At 65.1% G+C, this 19,227-nt stretch carries 20 protein-coding genes; 6 read left to right on the top strand and 14 right to left on the bottom strand.

Going from position 1 to position 19,227, the window contains the following annotated elements; genetic code table 11:
* Positions 1–142 precede the first annotated feature (142 nt).
* From lipA to ETQ85_RS23465, 3 genes are read left to right on the top strand one after another with little or no spacing between them, the layout of a single operon-like run.
* A complete protein-coding gene (gene lipA / locus ETQ85_RS23475) occupies positions 143–1,102 on the top strand; it encodes a lipoyl synthase (protein ID WP_148581474.1) in 960 nt (319 codons plus the stop codon).
* The gene (gene thiS, locus ETQ85_RS23470) at positions 1,099–1,305 is read left to right on the top strand and encodes a sulfur carrier protein ThiS (protein ID WP_222862276.1); all 207 of its coding nucleotides are present in this window, start codon (positions 1,099–1,101) and stop codon (positions 1,303–1,305) included. The genes lipA and thiS overlap by 4 nt, the downstream gene beginning before the upstream one ends.
* A 56-nt stretch (positions 1,306–1,361) precedes the next feature.
* Positions 1,362–2,126: a thiazole synthase gene (locus ETQ85_RS23465; RefSeq protein ID WP_407058386.1), complete on the top strand. Its 765-nt coding sequence runs from the start codon at positions 1,362–1,364 to the stop codon at positions 2,124–2,126.
* Between the two features lie 179 nt (positions 2,127–2,305).
* Here ETQ85_RS23465 and ETQ85_RS23460 read toward each other — a convergent pair whose 3' ends face one another.
* Positions 2,306–3,550 (bottom strand): MFS transporter, encoded by a 1,245-nt coding sequence (locus tag ETQ85_RS23460; RefSeq protein ID WP_246128881.1) that lies wholly within the window; start codon positions 3,548–3,550, stop codon positions 2,306–2,308.
* 3 nt (positions 3,551–3,553) lie between these two features.
* Complete coding sequence (locus tag ETQ85_RS23455; RefSeq protein WP_148581472.1) at positions 3,554–5,464, bottom strand: bifunctional sugar phosphate isomerase/epimerase/4-hydroxyphenylpyruvate dioxygenase family protein; 1,911 nt, start codon at positions 5,462–5,464, stop codon at positions 3,554–3,556.
* A gap of 152 nt (positions 5,465–5,616) precedes the next feature.
* On the opposite strand from ETQ85_RS23455, the gene ETQ85_RS23450 reads away from it, so the two are divergent.
* Positions 5,617–6,387, top strand: a complete 771-nt coding sequence (locus ETQ85_RS23450; protein WP_148581471.1) for an IclR family transcriptional regulator domain-containing protein — start codon at positions 5,617–5,619, stop codon at positions 6,385–6,387.
* A 273-nt stretch (positions 6,388–6,660) separates the two neighbouring features.
* Here ETQ85_RS23450 and aroQ read toward each other — a convergent pair whose 3' ends face one another.
* From aroQ to ETQ85_RS23405, 9 genes are all read right to left on the bottom strand, one after another.
* Positions 6,661–7,098, bottom strand: a complete 438-nt coding sequence (aroQ, locus tag ETQ85_RS23445) for a type II 3-dehydroquinate dehydratase (protein ID WP_148581470.1) — start codon at positions 7,096–7,098, stop codon at positions 6,661–6,663.
* A gap of 11 nt (positions 7,099–7,109) precedes the next feature.
* Positions 7,110–7,943 carry a shikimate dehydrogenase family protein gene (locus tag ETQ85_RS23440; protein WP_148581469.1) on the bottom strand — a complete coding sequence of 278 codons (834 nt, stop codon included), beginning with the start codon at positions 7,941–7,943 and terminating at the stop codon, positions 7,110–7,112.
* A gap of 36 nt (positions 7,944–7,979) precedes the next feature.
* The gene (locus ETQ85_RS23435) at positions 7,980–8,402 is read right to left on the bottom strand and encodes a universal stress protein (RefSeq protein ID WP_148581468.1); all 423 of its coding nucleotides are present in this window, start codon (positions 8,400–8,402) and stop codon (positions 7,980–7,982) included.
* A gap of 125 nt (positions 8,403–8,527) precedes the next feature.
* Positions 8,528–9,505 (bottom strand): tripartite tricarboxylate transporter substrate-binding protein, encoded by a 978-nt coding sequence (locus ETQ85_RS23430; protein WP_187394840.1) that lies wholly within the window; start codon positions 9,503–9,505, stop codon positions 8,528–8,530.
* Positions 9,506–9,549: 44 nt separating this feature from the next.
* Positions 9,550–9,978, bottom strand: a complete 429-nt coding sequence (locus tag ETQ85_RS23425; RefSeq protein WP_148581466.1) for a universal stress protein — start codon at positions 9,976–9,978, stop codon at positions 9,550–9,552.
* A gap of 14 nt (positions 9,979–9,992) precedes the next feature.
* Complete coding sequence (locus ETQ85_RS23420) at positions 9,993–10,727, bottom strand: TerC family protein (RefSeq protein WP_148581465.1); 735 nt, start codon at positions 10,725–10,727, stop codon at positions 9,993–9,995.
* A 24-nt stretch (positions 10,728–10,751) separates the two neighbouring features.
* Positions 10,752–11,762, bottom strand: a complete 1,011-nt coding sequence (locus ETQ85_RS23415; RefSeq protein ID WP_148581464.1) for a TRAP transporter substrate-binding protein — start codon at positions 11,760–11,762, stop codon at positions 10,752–10,754.
* A 79-nt stretch (positions 11,763–11,841) separates the two neighbouring features.
* Positions 11,842–13,119 carry a TRAP transporter large permease subunit gene (locus ETQ85_RS23410; RefSeq protein WP_148581463.1) on the bottom strand — a complete coding sequence of 426 codons (1,278 nt, stop codon included), beginning with the start codon at positions 13,117–13,119 and terminating at the stop codon, positions 11,842–11,844.
* Between the two features lie 13 nt (positions 13,120–13,132).
* A complete protein-coding gene (locus ETQ85_RS23405; RefSeq protein ID WP_148581462.1) occupies positions 13,133–13,690 on the bottom strand; it encodes a TRAP transporter small permease in 558 nt (185 codons plus the stop codon).
* Between the two features lie 508 nt (positions 13,691–14,198).
* Between ETQ85_RS23405 and ETQ85_RS23400 the strand changes: the two genes are divergently transcribed.
* Positions 14,199–15,377, top strand: a complete 1,179-nt coding sequence (locus ETQ85_RS23400) for a porin (RefSeq protein ID WP_222862275.1) — start codon at positions 14,199–14,201, stop codon at positions 15,375–15,377.
* A 171-nt stretch (positions 15,378–15,548) separates the two neighbouring features.
* Here the strand turns inward: ETQ85_RS23400 and ETQ85_RS23395 are convergent, their stop codons facing one another.
* The 3 genes from ETQ85_RS23395 to ETQ85_RS23385 form a co-directional block, all read right to left on the bottom strand.
* Entirely contained in the window at positions 15,549–16,409 is an 861-nt protein-coding gene (locus tag ETQ85_RS23395; protein ID WP_148581461.1) for a VOC family protein, read from the bottom strand.
* A 239-nt stretch (positions 16,410–16,648) separates the two neighbouring features.
* Positions 16,649–17,500, bottom strand: coding sequence for a class III extradiol dioxygenase family protein (locus ETQ85_RS23390; protein WP_148581460.1), 852 nt, complete (start codon positions 17,498–17,500; stop codon positions 16,649–16,651).
* Between the two features lie 3 nt (positions 17,501–17,503).
* Positions 17,504–17,857: a protocatechuate 4,5-dioxygenase subunit alpha gene (locus ETQ85_RS23385; RefSeq protein WP_148581459.1), complete on the bottom strand. Its 354-nt coding sequence runs from the start codon at positions 17,855–17,857 to the stop codon at positions 17,504–17,506.
* An 87-nt stretch (positions 17,858–17,944) separates the two neighbouring features.
* On the opposite strand from ETQ85_RS23385, the gene ETQ85_RS23380 reads away from it, so the two are divergent.
* Positions 17,945–18,865: a LysR family transcriptional regulator gene (locus ETQ85_RS23380; protein ID WP_148581458.1), complete on the top strand. Its 921-nt coding sequence runs from the start codon at positions 17,945–17,947 to the stop codon at positions 18,863–18,865.
* The last annotated feature ends 362 nt before the right edge of the window (positions 18,866–19,227 follow it).

Genomic DNA, 19,227 nt, shown 5'->3' with positions numbered 1-19,227 from the left:
CCGGATTGTCGGACTGAAGTCCGACCTACAGGAATACGGCGCCCCCCTGTGGGTCGGACTTCAGTCCGACATCCCCTGGCTGAATGCGTGCAGTCGGACTGAAGTCCGACCCACAAAGGCCCCCAACCCCAAGGAGACTCCCATGTCCCAAGCCGCTCCCGTCAGCCTGCGCGGTGCGTCCAAGCTGGCGCGCATTCCGGTAAAAGTGGACAGCAGCCGGGCCTCGCCGCCCAAGCCATCCTGGCTGCGCGCCCGCGACCCCGGCACCGCCTCCGTGCTGGCCCTGCAGCAGATGCTGCGCGAGCAGGAACTGCACACCGTCTGCGAAGAGGCCGACTGCCCCAACATCGGCGAGTGCTTCGCCCGCGGCACCGCCACTTTCATGATCATGGGCAGCATCTGTACGCGCCGCTGCCCCTACTGCGACGTGGCCCACGGCCGCCCCGCCGCACTCGACGCCGACGAACCGGCGCGCCTGGCCCGCACCGTCAAGGCCATGAAGCTGCGTTACGTGGTCGTCACCTCGGTGGACCGGGACGATCTGCGCGACGGCGGCGCCGGCCACTTCGCCGCCTGCATCGCGGCGATCCGCAGCGCAACGCCGACCGTACAGATCGAAGTCCTGACCCCCGACTTTCGCGGCCGCGAACAACTCGCGCTGGAAATCCTCGGCGGCGCGCTGCCGGATGTCTTCAACCACAACCTCGAAACCGTCTCGCGCCTGTACCGGGCCGTACGGCCGGGCGGCAATTACGCCGCCTCCCTGCGCCTGATCGCCGACTTCAAGGCGCGCAACCCGACGGTGCCCACCAAGTCCGGTCTGATGCTCGGCCTGGGCGAAACCGACGAAGACTTGCTCGAAGCCATGCGCGACCTGCGCGCCCACCACTGCGACATCCTGACCCTCGGCCAGTACCTGCGCCCCTCGCCCTCGCACCTGCCGGTGGAGCGCTACGTGCCGCCCGAAGAGTTCGCGCGCTGGCGCGAAACGGCGCTCGGCCTGGGCTTTGTCGAAGTGGCCGCCGGGCCGCTGGTGCGCTCGTCCTACCGGGCCGACCAGCTGGCCGCCGGCAGTGGCCTGCTGCCGGGAGAGGCCGCATGAAAGTGCCGATCAGCCTCAACGGCCAGCCGCGGGAGCTGCCCGCCCCCTGGCACATCGCCGACCTGGTGGCCGACCTGGGCTTTACCGGCAAGCGGGTGGCCGTCGAAGTGAACGGAGAAATCGTCCCCAAGAGCCGCTACGGGAGCACCTGCCTCGCGGTGGATGACCGGGTGGAAGTTGTGATTGCAGTTGGAGGAGGCTAATAAAAATGGGAAAGATCGAAGCACACGTCGCCGCACCGCTGGACACCCCCTTCACGATGGGTGGCGAAACCTTCCGCTCGCGCCTGCTGGTGGGCACCGGCAAGTACCGGGATTTTGCCCAGACCCGCGATGCCATCGAGGCCAGCGGCGCGCAGATCGTCACCGTGGCAATCCGCCGCACCAACATCGGCCAGGACCCGGACCAGCCCAGCCTGCTCGACGTGCTCGACCCGCAGCGCTACACCATCCTGCCCAACACCGCCGGCTGCTACAGCGCCTTCGAGGCGGTGCGCACCCTGCGCCTGGCCCGCGAGCTGCTCGACGGCCACAACCTGGTCAAGCTCGAAGTGCTGGGCAGCCAGGCCACCCTCTTCCCCAACATGCCCGAAACCCTGATGGCCGCCAAGCAGCTGGTGGCCGACGGTTTCCGGGTGATGGTGTATTGCTCGGACGACCCGGTGCAGGCACGCATGCTGGAGGACATCGGCTGCGTGGCGATCATGCCGCTGGCCAGCCTGATCGGCTCGGGCATGGGCATCCTCAACCCGTGGAACCTGCGCATCATCATCGACGAGGCCCAGGTGCCGGTGATCGTCGATGCCGGCGTCGGCACCGCCTCGGACGCGGCGATTGCGATGGAGCTGGGCTGCGACGGGGTGCTGATGAACACCGCCATCGCCATGGCCGGCGACCCGGTGCGCATGGCCGCCGCGATGGGCCAGGCGGTGAGCGCCGGGCGCAACGCCTTCCTCGCCGGACGCATGGCAAGGAAGCCCTATCAGGCCAGCGCCAGCTCGCCGACGGAAGGACTCATCGATTAACCCCCCGTGGGTCGGACTTCAGTCCGACTCCCAAGGCTGAACCGGCGCTGTCGGACTGAAGTCCGACCCACAAAAAAAATCCTGTCGGGCCATCGGGCGCGACAGGATGCAAAAACCGGCGGGAGTTTTCGGGAGGAGAGGTGCCCCGCCGGGTGGGAAAAAAGGTGTCCGCAAGGACGTCAATGTTCGATGGCCGCCCCCAGGCGCTGCCGGTGGAGAAACAGGAACACCAGGCAAACCGACAGCACCGCGCCCTCGATCCACAACGTTGCCTGGACGCCCAGCAAGGCCGCCAGCAAGCCACCGATGAGGCCGCCAATGGCGTCGAAACCAAAGCGCGTCGCCATGAAAAAGGCCACCACGCGGCCACGCAGGGTTTCCGGCGTGCACGACTGCAGCAGCATGTTGATGCCGGCATTGCACACCGTGATGCCGAAGCCCAACACGGCCAGCCCGGCAAAGGCCGGGGCCAGCGACGTCGATGAAGCCACCACGCCGAGCGCCAGCGCGCTCAGGGCCACGGCCCCCACCACGCCCTGGCTCAGGCGCGGCAGCGAACGGGTGCCGACGAGCACGACGGTACCCAGAAAAGCCCCCGCCCCCGCCGCCCCCCACAGCCAGCCGAGAGTTTGCGCATCGCCAAGGAAGATGTCCTTGGCAAGGATCGGCAACAGGGTCGCGTAACTCGACGCGGTGATATTCACCGCCGCCACCACGCCAATCAGGATGCGCACGAACCAGGTGTCCCACACATAGCGGGCGCCTTCCTTGAAGACATGGCCGACCGAACCGCGGGCCGGTTCCGGCATCTTCCCTTCGGCGCGCAGCACGGCAAACACCAGCGCGGTAAAGGACAGGGCGTTGAGCGCAAAACAGGCCGCCTCGGAAGTCAGGCCGAGGAGCAGGCCGGCAATCGGCGGGCCGAAGAAGCGCCCGCCATTCACCAGCATCGAATTGAGGGCCAGCGCGTTGGGCAAATCGGCCCGGTCTTCCACATAGGCGCTGATCAGCGTGTGGCGCAGCGGTGCGTCAAAACTGCCGAGCACCCCGAGCAGGAAGGACATGGCGATGATCATCACCGGGCCGATCAGCCCGGTGGCGGTCAGCACGGCCAGCACCAGAGCCTGAACGGCCAGCAGCGCCTGCACCCCGATCAGCCAGCGGCGCTTGTCCTGGCGGTCAATCCACGCCCCGGCCAGCGGGCCGAGGAAGAGCTGCGGGGCGAGCGACACGAAGGTCGTCACGCCGAGCAGCGCCGCCGATCCGGTCAGCCGATAGACCAGCCACACCAGCGCCACCTGCTGGATCCACGAACCGAGCAGCGACACCGACTGGCCGAAGAAGTACAGCCGGAAGTTGCGCCCGCGCAGGGAGCGGAGGTATTCCGGTACCCGCCAGTCACTCACCATCAAGGCCCTGAGCAAGCATCATCCAGCCGCCCTCACCGCCTGGGCAGACATGCGCACCGGCGCATTCGATGCGCCGAAACCGGCATAGGCGTCGCTGCGCTGGACGATCTCGAAGAAGAAACGGTCGACAAACATTTGCGTGTAGAAGTGGAAGAAGGCGCCCTCATCGTTGCGATCATAAAGCACGCCAAGCCGGCGCATCCGCTTGAGCAGCGCCTCGTCGATGTCGAAGCGGGCCGGCAGATCGTCGTAATAGTTGTCCGGCACGTCCAGCAGGCCGACGCCGCTCTTTGCCAGGTATTCGGCGGAAGCAAAGATGTCGCTGCTGGAGAGCGCGATGTGATGCACGCCGCCGCCCTGCAGCGCTTCGGTACTGCGCCCGCTGACCGTGCTGCGGCTATGCGACACGTTGAGGGCGATACGCAGAGACTGGTCGGCATTGACCATCGCACAGCTGCGCACCAGCCCGTTGGGGTCGGCCAGCTCCATGCTTTCCTGGGGCTTCAGCCCGAGCACGACCCGGTTGAACAGCACGCCGGTGTCGAACTGCTCGAAGGGATAGCCCTGGGCAATGTGATCCACCCGCTCGATGCCGGCACGGCTGGCCGCGGGTTTGGCATCCTTCATGACGAAGTCGGTAGCCAGAAAACCCTTGTCCTCCAGCGCCTGCGACACAAAGTAGATGATGCTGTCGTCCACCGCCCGCAGGGCCGGAATCAGCGCTTCGTTGGGTCCGATGCGGCCGGCGTAGCTCGGCACATGGAAGGCCACGCCGCGGTTCACCGCGCGCTGGCCGTCGTCGGTGGCCAGGCCGAGGGCGCAGATAGACGGCCCGCGACGCTGGAAGTAGTCGCTGGCAAACGAGCCGGGTTCGTTGTTCACCATCAGGCGCACGTCGCCCTGCTGGAAAAGCTGGACGCTCTTGGTGCGATGCGTGCCGGTATGGTCGAAGCCCAGGGCCTGCAGGGCCTTGCCGAGGGCCTTGCCCGAAGCGTCGTCCACCGCGAACTCGATGAAGGACACGCCGCGCACTTCCGGCGGTGCCGGCGGGTTGAAGAGTTCAATGCGTTCGGTCAACGGGCGGGCCGCCGGATCGGTGGGGATCCGGCTTTCGAGGCGGCGGCGGATCTGCTCTTCGAGGAACAGCAGCGACTCGAAGGCATCCAGCGTGGTGCGGCGGTTCGGCGCGGCGCGAAAGATGTCGTTGAACACCTCCAGCGACAGCGGCCCGGCGTAACCGGCCTTCAATACGTGCTCCATGAAGCCGACCAGATCGAAGGTGCCCTGCCCCGGAAAGCAGCGGTAGTGACGACTCCACTGGAGCACATCCATCACCATGCGCGGCGCGTCGGCCAGTTGCAGGAAGAACAGTTTTTCTGCCGGAATCTGCTCGATACCGGCCGGATCGTCGCCCCGCGACAGAATATGGAAGCTGTCGAGGCACAGGCCCAGGTGCGGGTGGTCGGCCTTCCTGACGATCTCCCACGCATGTTCGTAGCGATTGACGTGATGGCCCCAGGCCAGCGCCTCATAGGCGATGCGCAGACCGCGCTCGGCGGCTTTTTCGGCCATGGCGTGCATCTGCGCGGCCAGCAGCGCGTCGTCGCAGATCATGCCCGGCTGCACGTTGGAGCACACCAGCAGCATCGGCGCGCCCAGCTCGACCATCAGGTCGAACTTGCGTTCGGCACGGTCGAGGTTGCGCTTGAAGCGGGCCTCGTCGACGCCGTCCATGTCCCGGAAGGGCTGGTAGAGATCGATGCCCAGGCCCAGGTCGGCGCAGCGCTGGCGGATTTCCCGCGGCGACAGGCGGCTGTAGATCAGGTCGTTCTCGAAGATTTCCACCGCATCGAAACGAGCACGGGCGATGGATTCCAGCTTCTCTTCCAGGGTTCCACTGATGCAGACAGTGGCAATCGATCGGCGCATCAAGGGTCTCCGCCTGTAATAGTTATGGGTTCTGAATCAGTGTCTCCATGGTAGGCAGCGGCAAAGGGAGGGGCCATTGCCCGGCACCGCATTACGCGCGACAATCGCGCACCCCAGAACAATAATCGCGCAAATTGCGGAGGAGACACCCCATGGCTGAAGAACAGGAACTGGACCGGCGCGACTGGATCGCCGGACTCGAAAAGGGCCTGCGCATCATCGAGGCCTTCAACGACGCCCACCCGCGCCTGACCCCGTCCACCGCCGCCCGGCGCACCGGCATCACCCGCACCGCCGCGCGCCGCTACCTGCTCACGCTGCAACACCTCGGCTATGTGGAAAGCGACGGAACACACTTCTGGCTGACGCCGCGCATCCTGCGCCTGGGCTGGTCCTACTTCGATTCGGCCAAGGTGCCGCGTGCCGTCCAGCCCTTCCTGCAGCGCATCAGTCTTGAGCTGGGCGGCTCGGCCTTCTTTGCGGTACTCGACGAGGACGAGGTGGTGTTCGTGGCCCGCAACGGCATCGGCCGGGTGCAGAGCCTGGGTTTCGTGCTGGGCGCACGGATCGCCGCCAACCTGGCCTCGGCGGGAGTCGTCCTGCTGGCCTGCAAGCCGCCTGAAGAGGTAGACCGCTGGCTCGCCGGGCGCAAGTTCGTGCCCTACACCCCGCACAGCTACACGCGGGAAGAGGACGTCCGGGTGGTGATCGACAAGGCCCGCACGTCGGGCTACTGCATCCTGGAGCAACAGCTGGAACAGGACCGGCGCGGCATCGCCGTGCCGATCCGCACCCGGGCCGGCGACGTGGTGGGCGCCATCAGCGTAAGCCTGCCAATCGGCAACGAGACCACCCAGCAGGCCCTGACCCGCGCCCTGCCGGTAATGCGGGAAGCCGAGCACGCCCTGCTCGCCCTGCTGTAAAAAAACGCCGCTCGGGGTCGCGGAGCGGCGTCATCGTGCGCTTTTGCGGGTTGGAATTCAGTCGGGCAGCGCACGCTGAAGCGGAGCTGTCGGACTGAAGTCCGACCCACAGAAAACCTGGATATCGTCGTTGTGGGCGATCCGGCAGCTCGGCATCCGGCCCACAGAAAACCCGGACAGCGTCGTTGTGGGCGATCCGGCGGCTCGGCATCCGGCCCACAGAAAACCCGGGCAGCGTCGTTGTGGGTCGGACTTCAGTCCGACAGCGCAGGCTCAGCGAAGGGCCGACACGGCGGCGCGCAAGGCCAGCAAATAGCTGTCGACGCCAAAACCGCAGATCTGCCCCTTCACGATGTCACCGAACACCGAGACGTGGCGGAAGGGTTCGCGGGCGTGGATGTTGGACATGTGCAGTTCGACGATCGGGCAGGTCAGGATCGCCAGCGCGTCGCGGATGCCGTAGCTGTAGTGGGTCCACGCACCGGCGTTGATCAGCACCGCATCCACGCCATCGGTGAAGGCCTGGTGGATGCGCAGGCACATGTCGCCTTCGTGGTTGGTCTGGTAGCTGTCGACCTCGACACCCAGCTCGGCGCCCAGCGCCTGCAGCTGGCCATCGATCTCGGCGAGCGTGATCGTGCCGTACTGAACCGGATCGCGCTTGCCGAACATGTTGTGGTTGATGCCGTGGAGCATCACGATCTTCTTCATGACGATTCCTTTCAGTAGCTGATCTGCGCAACGGCGCGCAGCTCGTCCGGCGTGGTGGTGCCGAAGCCGAAGAATTCCAGGTAGGCCGGGATCATCTCGAAGAGCATGTCGGTGCCGACCTGGATCGGGCAGCCCTTGGCCTGGGCGGCGGCGAGCAGCGGCGTGATGGCCTGCTTCATCACCACTTCGCCCACAAAGGTGCTCGGGCTGACCCGGTCCATGTCGAAGGGCAGCGGATCGTCGGGTTTCATGCCCAGCGGCGTGGCATTGACGATCAGATCGAACCCGGCCGGATCGTTCGAGCCGGTGCTCACCAGCAGGTTCGGGTAATGGGTCTTGAGGCGGCCGGCCAGGGCTTCCGACGAGGCACTGAAGTTGTCGAAGAGGGCCATCTCGGCCACGCCGGCGGCGGCCAGCGAGGCGGCGATGGCGCAACCGACGCCGCCGTTGCCGGACACCAGCACGCGCTTGCCTTCCAGCGCCTGGCCCTTGCGCAGCACGCCACGCACAAAGCCGGCGCCGTCGAACTGGTCGGCCAGCAGGGTGCCGTCCGGACGCAGCAAAATCGCGTTGGCCGCGCCGGCAATGCTGGCCGTCGGCGTGACTTCATCCACCAGCGACATGGTGCTCACCTTGTGCGGCATGGTCACCAGCGCGCCGCGCAGGTTGGTCATCTTGCGCAGGGATTCGATGGCCGCCGGGTAGTCCTCCGGCTTCACGCCCATCGGCATCACCACGGCATCAATGCCCTTCGACTCGAACCACGGGTTGTAGATCATCGGCGCCTTGAAGCTCTCGGTCGGGTAGCCGAGGTGGGCGATGAGGATGGTCTTTCCGCTAATCATTTTGAATTCCTTTCAACAGTTCGCACGGGCGGCGCTTCAGCGCACAACCAGCACGGGCACCTTGCTGTAATGCAGCACCTTGGTCGTTTCGCTGCCCATCAGCAGGCTGCGCAGGCCCATGCGGCCGTGGGACGACATGCAGACGAGATCGCAGCCGGTGGACTCGGCGGCGCGCACGATTTCTTCGGCAACAGAATCGCCGCTGACGAAGAAGCAGTCGAAGGCCACGCCGGCTTTCTTCGCCTCTTCGGAGACGAAGGCCAGGAACATCTCGGCGTTGTCGGAGTGCAGCTTGTCGCCGACCATCGAATCACCGAGGCCGCGAGGGGTGAGGGACTGGAGGATCACCGACAGGCCGGTGACCTTTGCGTGGTGCACCTTGGCCAGCTGGATGCCGTGCAGAACGGCCTTGTGGGACAGTTCCGACCCATCGGTCGGGAGGAGGATGTGCTTGTACATGGCGTGTCCTTTTCAATCGTCAGCGATGAAAAACGGCGTGCAGGGGCCCGCCTCCGGTCTCAGCCGGAGGGGCAGACTGCAAAAACAGGGTTCTTTGCGGGGCGGGCCGGCAGCGGCCGGTCAGATCAGCGCGGCGGGGCGCGCTCGGCGCGGACCACTTCCTGCCAGCGGCTCACGTCGGACTCGAGCCGCGTGCGCAGGGCTTTGGCGGTGGCCTTGTCGGACTCCGCCACACGGGCGCCGATGGCCAGCAGGTCCTTCTTCAGCTTCGGGTCCTGCAGGGCGCTGCGCAGGGCATTCCCGAGCCGGTCGAGCGTCACCTGGGGCGTGCCCTTCGGGGCATACAGGCCGTGCCAGGCGAGCAGCTCGAAACCTTTCAGACCTTGCTCGGCGAGGGTCGGCACGTCGGGCAGCACATCCAGCCGGGCCGCGGCAGTCACGCCATACACCTTGACGCTCTTTGCCTTTACCGGCACCAGCACGTTGCTCACCTGATCGCACAGCAGGTCGATGTTGCCTTCGGTGACCAGATCGGCCACCGCCTGCTCGGTGCCCGGATAGGCGCGCTGGTCGAATTCCTTTATCAGGGAATGCGACAGCAGCAGGCCGCACAGGTGGGAGGCCGAGCCCTTGCCGGCGTTGCCCAGCACCAGCTTGCGCGAACCCTTGTCGAGGTACTGGCGCAGCCCGTCGAAGCTGTCCGCCTTGAGGCCGCTCTTGCCGAGCAGGACCATCGGCACGTCGGCAACCAGACCGATCGGTTCGAAGTCCTTGACCGGGTCGTAGCCCGGCTGCGCATACAGCGCCGGCGCGGCGGCCTGGCTGAGGTTGGTGAGCATCAGGGTGTCACCGTCGGCCCTGGCACGGGCGGCCTGCCGGGCCCCCACGGTGCCGCCACCGCCGACAATGTTCTTGATGACCACGTTGCGTCCGAGGACGCGCCCCATGGCTTCGGCGACCGGACGGGCCACGTTGTCGGTGGGCCCGTTCTGGGTGAAGGGCACGATCATCACCAGCGGAGCGGGTTTCGCCTCGGCGGCCATCAGGGCCGGCGCCGCGAGGGTCGCCGTCAGGGCGAGAAGACAGGCAGAAATGGAACGCATGGAGAGAACTCCTGGCAAGGGGATGAAAGGCCCGGCAAACAGCTTCATTTGATCAGCGTGACCGGGATATCCGCCAGGCGGATCACCTCGGCCGACACGGAATCGAGCAGCAGGCTGGCCAGCGCACCGCGCCCGTGACTGCCCATCACGATCTGGTCAAAACCGTGCTCGCGGGCAAAACGGACGATGGCCTCGGCCGGCTGGTCATCGACCACGACGTGCAGCAGCGGCAGCAGCCCGGCGGCTTCCAGCGCGGCCTGTTCGGCAGCCAGCGCCTTCAGCCCCTCCTCCCGGTGCAGCGCCTGGAGACCGTCGTGGGCCAGAAACTGCCCCACGTCGCGATGCACCGGACGCTGGACATTGAGCAGGTGGATTTCCACCGGCCCCTGATACACGGCCAGCCGGGCCGGCAAAGCCCCGGCGACCTGCACGGAGAGGTCCGAACCATCAACGGGAAACAGAATCCTGGTCATGACTTTTCCTTCCCTCAACGGGCCTTGCCGAGATCAAGCTCGACCGATTCACGACCAGCCTCGCGGGCATGGGCCCGCGCGGCCAGCAACTTGCCAACCAGCACCACAAGCACCGCACCGGCCACCGGCAACACGCTGTGCAGCCACGCGGCATGGGTGTTGATCCACGGCCCGAACCACAGGTCGCTGACCGCCATTTCACCCGCCACAAAGCCCAGCAGTGCCGCCCCGCCGGTGATGACCACCGGGAAGCGTTCCATCACCTTCATCAGGAAAGTGCTCGAGAACACCACCAGCGGAATGCTCAGGGCCAGGCCGATGACGAGCAGCACGACACTGCCCTTGGAGGCGCCGGCGATGGCCACCACGTTGTCCATGCTCATCACCAGGTCGGCGATCATGATGGTCTTGATGGCGGCCGCCAGCCCGGCGCCTGCCAGGCGGGCTCCGTCGCCTTCCGCCTCGTCCTCGGGAACCAGCAACTGAACTGCGATCCACACCAGAAGTACGGCACCGACCACCTTCAGGAGCGGCAACTGCAACAGCTCGGCCGCCACGATGGTAAGCACGACACGCATGACCACCGCCGCGCTGCTGCCCCACATCACCGCCTGCTTGCGCTGGGCGTCGGGCAATGAGCGCGCGGCCAGCGCGATGACGACAGCGTTGTCTCCGGAGAGCACGATGTCGATGCCGATGATCTGGATCAGTGCGATCCAGAAGGCCTGATCGAACAACAGTTCTTGCATGGTTTTTCCCTGGCCCTTCTCTGCTTACTTGCGAACCTTGGCGATCTCGGCGTACAGGGCCTTGACCGTATCGGGGCCGACCTGGGCGCTGTACTTGTCGATCACCGGCTTGACCTTGTCGCGCATGCGCTGGAGTTCGGCCGGGGCGATCTCGGTAACCTGCATGCCGGACTTCTTCAGTTCTTCAATGGCTTCGCTGGCCTGCTGGCGGGAAACCTGGCGCTCGTAGGCGGTGGCTTCGGTGGCGGCGTCGGCGATGATCTTCTTCTCGTCGGCGCTCAGCTTGTCCCACAGCTTCTTGCTGAAGATCAGCGATTGCGGGTTGTACACGTGGCGGGTCTGGGCCAGGTGCTTCTGCACTTCGTTGAGCTTGGCGCTACGAATCGTGGTGTTGGGGTTTTCCTGCCCGTCCACCGCCTTCTGTTCCAGCGCGCTGTACACCTCTGGCCAGGCCAGCGGCGTCGGGTTGGCACCCAGGGCGCTGAACATGTCCACGTAGATCGGCGACTGGATGACGCGCAGCTTCAGGCCGGCGATGTCCTCGACCTTGGTGATCGGGTGCTTGCTGTTGGTGATGTTGCGGAAACCCAGATCCCAGAAGCCAAGGCCGATCAGGTTCTTTTCGGCGAGTTTGGCATGCAGGCCCTTGCCGAAAGCGCCATCGGTGACGGCATCCGCTTCGGCCGGATTGGCGAACAGGAAGGGAAAGTCGAATACCGCGAATTCCCTGGACAGGCTTTGCAGGATGCCGGAGTTGAGCACGGACATCTCGATGGTGCCGCCCTGCACGGCCGAAATGGTCTGCACGTCGCCGCCCAACTGGCCGCCCGGGAAGAGCTTGACCTTGATCTTGCCGCCGGACTTGGCCCCCACCAGCTCGGCAAACTTCTGGGCACCCATTTCCTGCGGGTGGCCCTTGTTGTTCTGGAAGGCGAACTTGATGGTCCGCTCGCTGATTTCGGCGGCCTGGACGGTGGCGAGGGGCAACAGCGCGGCCATGGCGACGATGAAGGTACGACGGGTGAAACGGGTCATGGTTTGTCTCCAGTCTTATAGTGAAACGCGTTTAAAACCGGACACCCCCGTAGAGGTGCCCTTACTGCAACAGGACAGATCAGCTGAACCAGCTGGCCGGCACAATCACCAGCGCGGGGAACAGGATCATCAGCAACAACATGATCAGTTCGGCCACCATGAAGGGCCACACGCCCTTCATCAGGTCGTCCATGCTGATCTTGCCAACCCCGGCCACCACGTTGAGCACCGTGCCGACCGGCGGGGTAATCAGGCCGATGGCGTTGTTGATGATGAACAGCACGCCGAAGTAGATCGGATCGATGCCGGCCTTCATCACGATGGGCATCAGCACCGGGGTGAGGATCAGGATGGTCGGGGTCATGTCCATGGCCGTACCGACAATCACCACCACCGCCATCATTGCGAACATCAGCAGGATCTTGTTGCCCATGAAGGGCTCGAGCAGACCGACGATCTGGCCCGGCAGGTCGGCGACGGTAATCAGCCAGGCCGACACCAGCGCAGCAGCCACCAGGAACATCACGATGGCGGTCGTTCGGGCCGCAGAGACAAACACGCCGTAGATCTGCGCCGGCTTGAGTTCCTTGTAGATGAACACCGCGACGAACAGCGAATACACCGCACACACCACCGCCGCTTCGGTCGGCGTGAAGATGCCGAACTTCAGACCAAAGATGATGATCAACGGGAGCATCAGGGCCCAGAAGCCGTCGGCCAGGGTCTTCAGGACTTCCGCAGTCGTCTTGCGCGGCGGCGGGGTCAGGTTTTCGTTGCGGGCCGCCCACCACCAGGCGCAGACCAGGGACAAGCCGATCAGCAGGCCCGGAAAGATGCCGGCCAGGAAGAGCTTGGAGATCGACAGGTTGGCGGCGACGCCGAAGATGATGAAACCGATACTTGGCGGGATGATCGGGCCGATGATGCCGCCGGCAGCGATCAGGCCACAGGAACGGGCACGGTCGTGACCGGCCCCGACCATCATCGGCACCAGCAGGGCCGACAGCGCAGCGGCATCGGCCACGGCCGAACCGGACAGCGCGGCGAGCAGGCAGGACGCCAGAATGGCCACGTAGCCCAGACCGCCCCGCACATGGCCAACCATGGCCATCGCCACATTGACGATGCGCTTGGAAAGGCCGCCGGTGTTCATGATTTCGCCAGCCAGCATGAAGAACGGAACGGCCATCAGCGGGAAGCTGTCGGCGCCGTTGATCAGGTTCTGGGCGATGATCTGCGCGTCCATCATGTCCATGTGGTACATGAGGGCAGCGCCGCAGACGAGCAGTGCAAAGGCGATGGGCATGCCCAGCGCCATGGCGCCAAGCAGGGCACCCAGGAAGACGGCAATCGTCATTTTCGGTCTCCTCTTATTTCTTGCCGGGGGCGCTAATCTGCCCGTGGTGGTGGGCCACTTCGGCCAGTTCTTCCGATTCGGTGACCATGACGAGTTCGTGATCCTGCAGCTTGCCGGCCAGCACGCGGTACATGTCGTGAAGCACGATCAGGGCTGCAGTGACGCTGAAGATCAGGCCCACGCCGTAGAAATAGGCCATGGAAATGCCGGAAGCCGGGGCCTGCACATCGATGTTGATCTTGGTCTGCTCAAGGCTGCCGGAGAACAGCAGCCACAGGACGCCGAGGATGAGGACCTGACTGGCGAGCAGGCAGAACTTCTTGCCGAAGGGCGGCAGCCGGGAAACCAGGGAATCCACCCCCAGGTGACCGTGCTCCTTCATGCCCACGAGGGCCCCCAGGAAGGTCAGCCACACGAAGAGCCAGCGCGAGATTTCGTCCGAGACGGTGATGCCGCTGTTGAAGGCATACCGCAGCACCACATTGCCGAAGACCAGCACCACCATGATGGCCAGGCACAGGGCAATCAGCATCTTCAGCAGATGGAAATATCCATCGACTATCTTTTTCATTTGCTCCTCCTTAGGGGCTTTGCTTCCGTCAATTCGATACATCGGCTCTTGACTGGCCGACTGCCCTGTCCGGGCGATTCAGCATGGGTCGAAGCTTAGCGACGCGGCCCCTGCGGAAGAATGGGCAGAACACGGGCAAAGGGCGATAAACGGACAAGCCTGGCCGATAATCGCGCAGGTTCTGCATTCCGGAATCGCCTGGCCAAAGCGCCTCAGACGCGGGGCTCGTCACTCAGCCCCGCCGGGTCGGCGGAGCGCTGGCTGCGGGGGCTTTTGGCCATAGAAATCCCCTCTCACACCCGCTCACCGATTCCTGCGCGCTTATCGCCCAGCGGCGATCAACAATCGCGCATTGCCTGCTTTTGCCCTGAGCGTCGACCGGCCCGACCTCGGTAAGCTCCGCTCCGTGCTGACCTGTGGAGGTCAGCGACAGGAGACATTCCGGGCAAACCGGGGCAGCTACCGCAGCCAAGCCCTGCCGGAACACACAAAAAGAGAGGATGAGGCAATGAATGCAAAGACAATGAGTGTGGTGCTGGCCGCTCTGGCTTCCCTGAGCGGTGGCGTGGCCCAGGCCGAGTTGCCCCCGCTGGAAGTGGGCGGCGCCACCTTCAAGCTGTACGGCAATGTGGACCAGTACCTGAACTTCATGCGCAGCAGCTCGGGCAAGAGCCTGAACGCACTGGAAGAAGGCGGCTACCTGCGCAGCCGCATCGGCGTCCGTGGCGAGAAGCCGGTCGATGCCGAGCTGATCATGAAGTTCCACCTCGAACAGGGCCTCAACCTCTCCAACGGTGCGCAGGCTGACAGCACCCGCCTGTTCGACCGTCAGGCCTGGGCCGGCATCCAGACCCCCTACGGTGAATTCCGCGTCGGCCGCCAGAACTCCGTTCTGCTGGTGCGCGGCGGCTACATCGACTACACCGCCCGCACCCTGGGCTCGGTGATCAACAACTTCGGCGTCGCCTCCCGCTACGACAGCGACCTGGCGTGGATCTCCCCGCGCATCAACGGCCTGCTGCTCGAAGCCCACTACTCCTTCGCCGGCGCCAAGGAAAACGAGACCACCAACCAGGGCGTCTACCAGTTCGCCGCCGACTACCAGAACGGCCCGTACCTGGTCGGCTTCGCCGGCATCGGCGGCAAGGCACCGAACGGCGCCAAGGTCGACAAGACGGTCTTCTACAACAACCTGTTCGCCAACTACGACTACGGCAAGGGCAAGATCTACGCCGCCTACGTGCGGACCAACAACAACGCCACCACCTGCACCAGCAGCACCAGCCCGTGTCCGGCCGCCAGCCTGCTCAACAACGGTGGCGCCCCGCTGGGCAACACCGGCACCCTGGTGGGCGGCACGCTGGTCGATGCCAACACCTACTACAACATCTTCCAGCTCTCGGCTGACTACAAAATCACCCCGAAGCTGCGCCTCGGCGCCCTGTACGGCCGCATCGAAGACACCTCCAACACCGGCAAGAACGCCAATGGCTGGTCGGTCGGTGGCTACTACGACGTATTCAAGGACACCATGCTGTACGCACTGGTGGATGTGATGGACAACGACAAGAACGCCGGCTTCCGCCCGGGCGGTTCTGCCGGCCTGCCCAAGAACTTCACCGCAGCCGCCGACGTGAATGGCGAAAGCATCCGCGGCATTCAGCTGGGCTTCGTCTACAAGTTCTGATTCAAACGGCCGGCGCCCATCCCTGTGGGTCGGACTTCAGTCCGACTGCGCACTGTCCACCCGTGTTGTCGGACTGAAGTCCGACCCACAGGGGCTGTTGGCACCGCCGCAAACCGCTTCGTTCTCCGCGTTGTTACGGGCGTCCCTCCAGGGATGCCCGTTTTTTTATGCTCAGGGCCGGTGATGCACCAGCTCGAACTGGGTGCCACCCACCAGCGTGCGGGTCAGCGCGCCCAGCTCGCGGTTGCCGAGCAGGGAAGAATCGACAAAATGAATGCCCCGGGATTCCAGTTCAGCCACCGTCTTTTCGACGTCCGGCACGCCCAGCCCGACCCGGTTGAAACCTTCACGCCAGTGGGCGTCCTCGGCGCCGGCCGGCGGCTCGATGAACTGCAGGAAGAAGCGCCCACAGGCACTGCGGATGATCGCGCCGCGCGGCAGCACGCCAAAGCGCACGCCTTCCGGCAGCGGCGCAAAACCCAGCACCCGCTCGTAGAAGTTGCACCAGTGGTCTGTTTCGCCCGCCAGGATGTACTGGACGATGCCGAAGAAATGCAGCCCGGACAGCGCCGGCACATCGAACTGCGCATCCGCCAGGGGCAGAAAATCCACCTCGTAGAAAGACACCCCGGCGCGTCGGTCAAGCAGGAACAGCACCGCACCGCCCGGCCCCTGGATACCCGGAATCGTGAGTTCCATCGGCCCGGCCCGGCTCGGCACCGGCTGGCCGCCACAGGCCAGCGCCCGCGTGTAGGCCACGCCCGCATCCGGCACGCGAATCGCCAGCGCCTTCAGCATCACTTCCGAGCCGGCCTCGAGATCCTCACTGGCCACCGCCTTCGGGTCGGCATTGACGATCACGTTCACGTCGCCCTGGCGATACAGCAGCACGTCCCGCGAGCGGTGCCGGGCGACCGGCCGGAAGCCCATGGCCTGCAGCGCCACGCCGAACTCCTTCGGACGCGCCGTCGCATATTCGACGAACTCGATGCCTTCGATTTCCGGCTCGCCGGTGACGTTCTCGAACTCCATGGATTCTCCTCTTTGGCGGGTCAAAGCCCCGGGGTAATGCGGTGTCCGATTTTGACACGAAAGCCGTCGCCAGCGGCGTGCCGGCTCGCTTCATGCCAAGCGCAAAAGGCGCCAGGCACCCCGAAAAGGGACACCTGGCGCCGCCGGAAAGCGCTACCTCCTGTGGGTCGGACTTCAGTCCGACGCCGCGCGTTCAGCCCATGCTGTCGGACTGAAGTCCGACCCACGGGGGCTGCCTCTCAGTCGATGTTCTCGAAGACCATCAAGCCGGCGGCCGTGTTGGAAATCGGGATGTGATAGTTCGAATGCAGCATCTTCACCTGTTCAACACTCCCCAGCGAGGCGCGGGCGGCGATCCACATCAGCAGCTCGATGCCCTGGGTGCCGGTCTTCTCGACCAGATCCTCAATCGAGTACTGGGTGGACCAGGCCGGGTCGGTGACCAGGCTGTCCATGAACTGCAGATCGAATTCCTTGTTGATGAAACCGGCCCGCTCGCCGTCCAGCTGGTGCGACAGGCCGCCGGTGCCGATGATCACCACGCGGGCGTCGGCATCCCACGAGCGCACCGCCTCGCCGATGGCCTGGCCGAGCTTGAAGCAGCGTTTGGCGCTGGGCAGCGGGTGCTGCACGGTGTTGATGCACACCGGCACCGTGCGCACCGGCCAGTTGTCGCCGGCCTTCGGCCACAGCAGCTTCATCGGCAGCGTGAAGGCGTGATCGACGAGCATTTCCTGGCAGGTGGTGATGTCGAATTCCTTCTCCACCAACGCTTCGATCAGGTGCCAGGACAAGTCCAGATCACCCGGAAAGGACGGCAGGGTCGGGATGCCCCAGCCCTCGTCGGCGTTCTGGTAGGCCGGTGCGGCGCCCACCGAGAAGGTCGGCATCTTGTCGAGGAAGAAGTTGAGGCCGTGGTCGTTGTAGATCACCACCGCCACGTCGGGCTTCACTTCGTCGAGCCACTTCTGTACCGGCGGAAAGCCGTCGAAGAAGGGCTTCCAGTACGCGTCCTCCTGCAGGCCGCCGGCAATCGCCCGGCCGATCGCCGGAACGTGGGAAGTCACAATACCGCCAACAATCTTTGCCATGTCTTATTTCCCCGCTTCCAGCAGTTTCGCCTTGAAGGCTTCCTTGGTCATCCCGGTTTGCTGCGCGCCGATATCCTGCATGTCGAGGCCGAGGATGCCGGCAAACTTGGCGAGGTAATAGGCATTGCCGCCCGCCGCAATCAGGTCGAGCACATTGCGCCTGGCAATCGCCGCTTCCTGCTCGGCGTTCAGGCCATACTTGCGACAATAGGCGGCCTCGTCCTTCACAAACTCGGCGCGGTTGTCGGCCGAATTGAAGGTGAAGCACATCTTGTTGAGGGCGTAGCCCTTGCGGGCCGCGGCCCCGTCGAACATCGGCGTGCCGGGGATTTCCCGACGCGGTTTCGCTGCAGTCATGCGTGTCTCCTTTATTCGAATGTGATCACGTGATGCAGTTTGCCCCTACACCAAACAGGGATAAATCCCGCCTTACCGATTCGTGCCATGAGTAATTTCGATCATTTGAGCCTCGACGGCCGCCTCCTCCAGCTCCTCGTCATCGTCATCGAGGAAGGCTCGATCACCCGCGCCGCCGAACGTCTGGGCGTCACCCAGTCGGCGGTCAGCCACCTGCTCGACAAGCTGCGCGGCATTGTCGGCGACCCGCTGTTCGTCAAGTCGGGGCGCGGCATCGTGCCCACCGCCCGCGCCGAAGCGCTGGCCGTGCACGCCCGTGTGCTGCTCGACGAAATGCGTCGCTTTGCCACCGGCGCCGAGTTCGATCCGCGCCAGCTCGCCAGCCACATCACCATCGCCGCCAACGACCTGCAGCGCGACCTGCTGCTGCCGCCGCTGCTGGCCCGCCTGCATGAAGTGGCGCCGGGCATCACCCTGCGCGTCATCCCCTCCGACGTACCCACCGCCGACATGCTGCGCGACGAGCACTGCCAGCTGGCCATCTCGCCACGCCCGCCGGAAGGCAGCGACATCCTGCAAAAGCGCCTCTTCGACGACAGCTACCGGGTCTTTTACGATGCCAGCCAGCGCAGCGCCCCGGAAAGCCTGGCCGACTACCTCGCCGCCGACCACGTCAGCGTGCTCTACGAACCGCGGCGCAGCCTCGATATCGACCAGATCCTCCTCGCCCAGGGCATCGAGCGGCGCTTCGTCGCGCTGGTGCCGGGCTTTGCCGGCATCGCCCCCTTTTTGCGCGGCACCCGGCGGCTGGCCACCCTGCCCAGCCTGCTGGCCGGCGAGCTGCTGCGCGATCTGGCCAGCGCCCCCGCCCCGCTGCCCTGCCCGCCCATGCCCATGTACATGATCTGGCACCTGCGCCACCGCCACGACCCGGCCCACAACTGGCTGCGCGGCGAACTGGAAGACATCGTGCCCGCCGCCCTGATGCGCGCCAGGCCTGCACACTGAGCGCGCGACACTCGCCGGCCCGGCAGCGACGCCCGACGTGTCGATGGCGACGCCCGGCGTGTCGATGGCGACCCGAAGAGCCTCGACACCGAAGCAAAAAGCGTCGGTGCCGAACCTGTTTGGCTCGGAACCGACGCGAAAAGCTTCGCAAGCGACGTCCCCCGGTTCGACACCGAAGCCCATCGGCTCGCAAGCGACACAAAATCCCTCGCCACCGACCCGCCAAGCTTCGCCACCGAACCCGAAAGCGGCGCTACCGAAGCAAAAACCCACGCCCGCCCCCGTGGGTCGGACTTCAGTCCGACAACACGCGTTGAGCCAGGCGCTGTCGGACTGAAGTCCGACCCACAGGGGGAACGGCA

The organism is Zoogloea oleivorans (assembly GCF_008107625.1).
GTDB lineage: Bacteria > Pseudomonadota > Gammaproteobacteria > Burkholderiales > Rhodocyclaceae > Zoogloea > Zoogloea oleivorans.
This window is presented reverse-complemented; position numbering and strand designations above follow the sequence as displayed.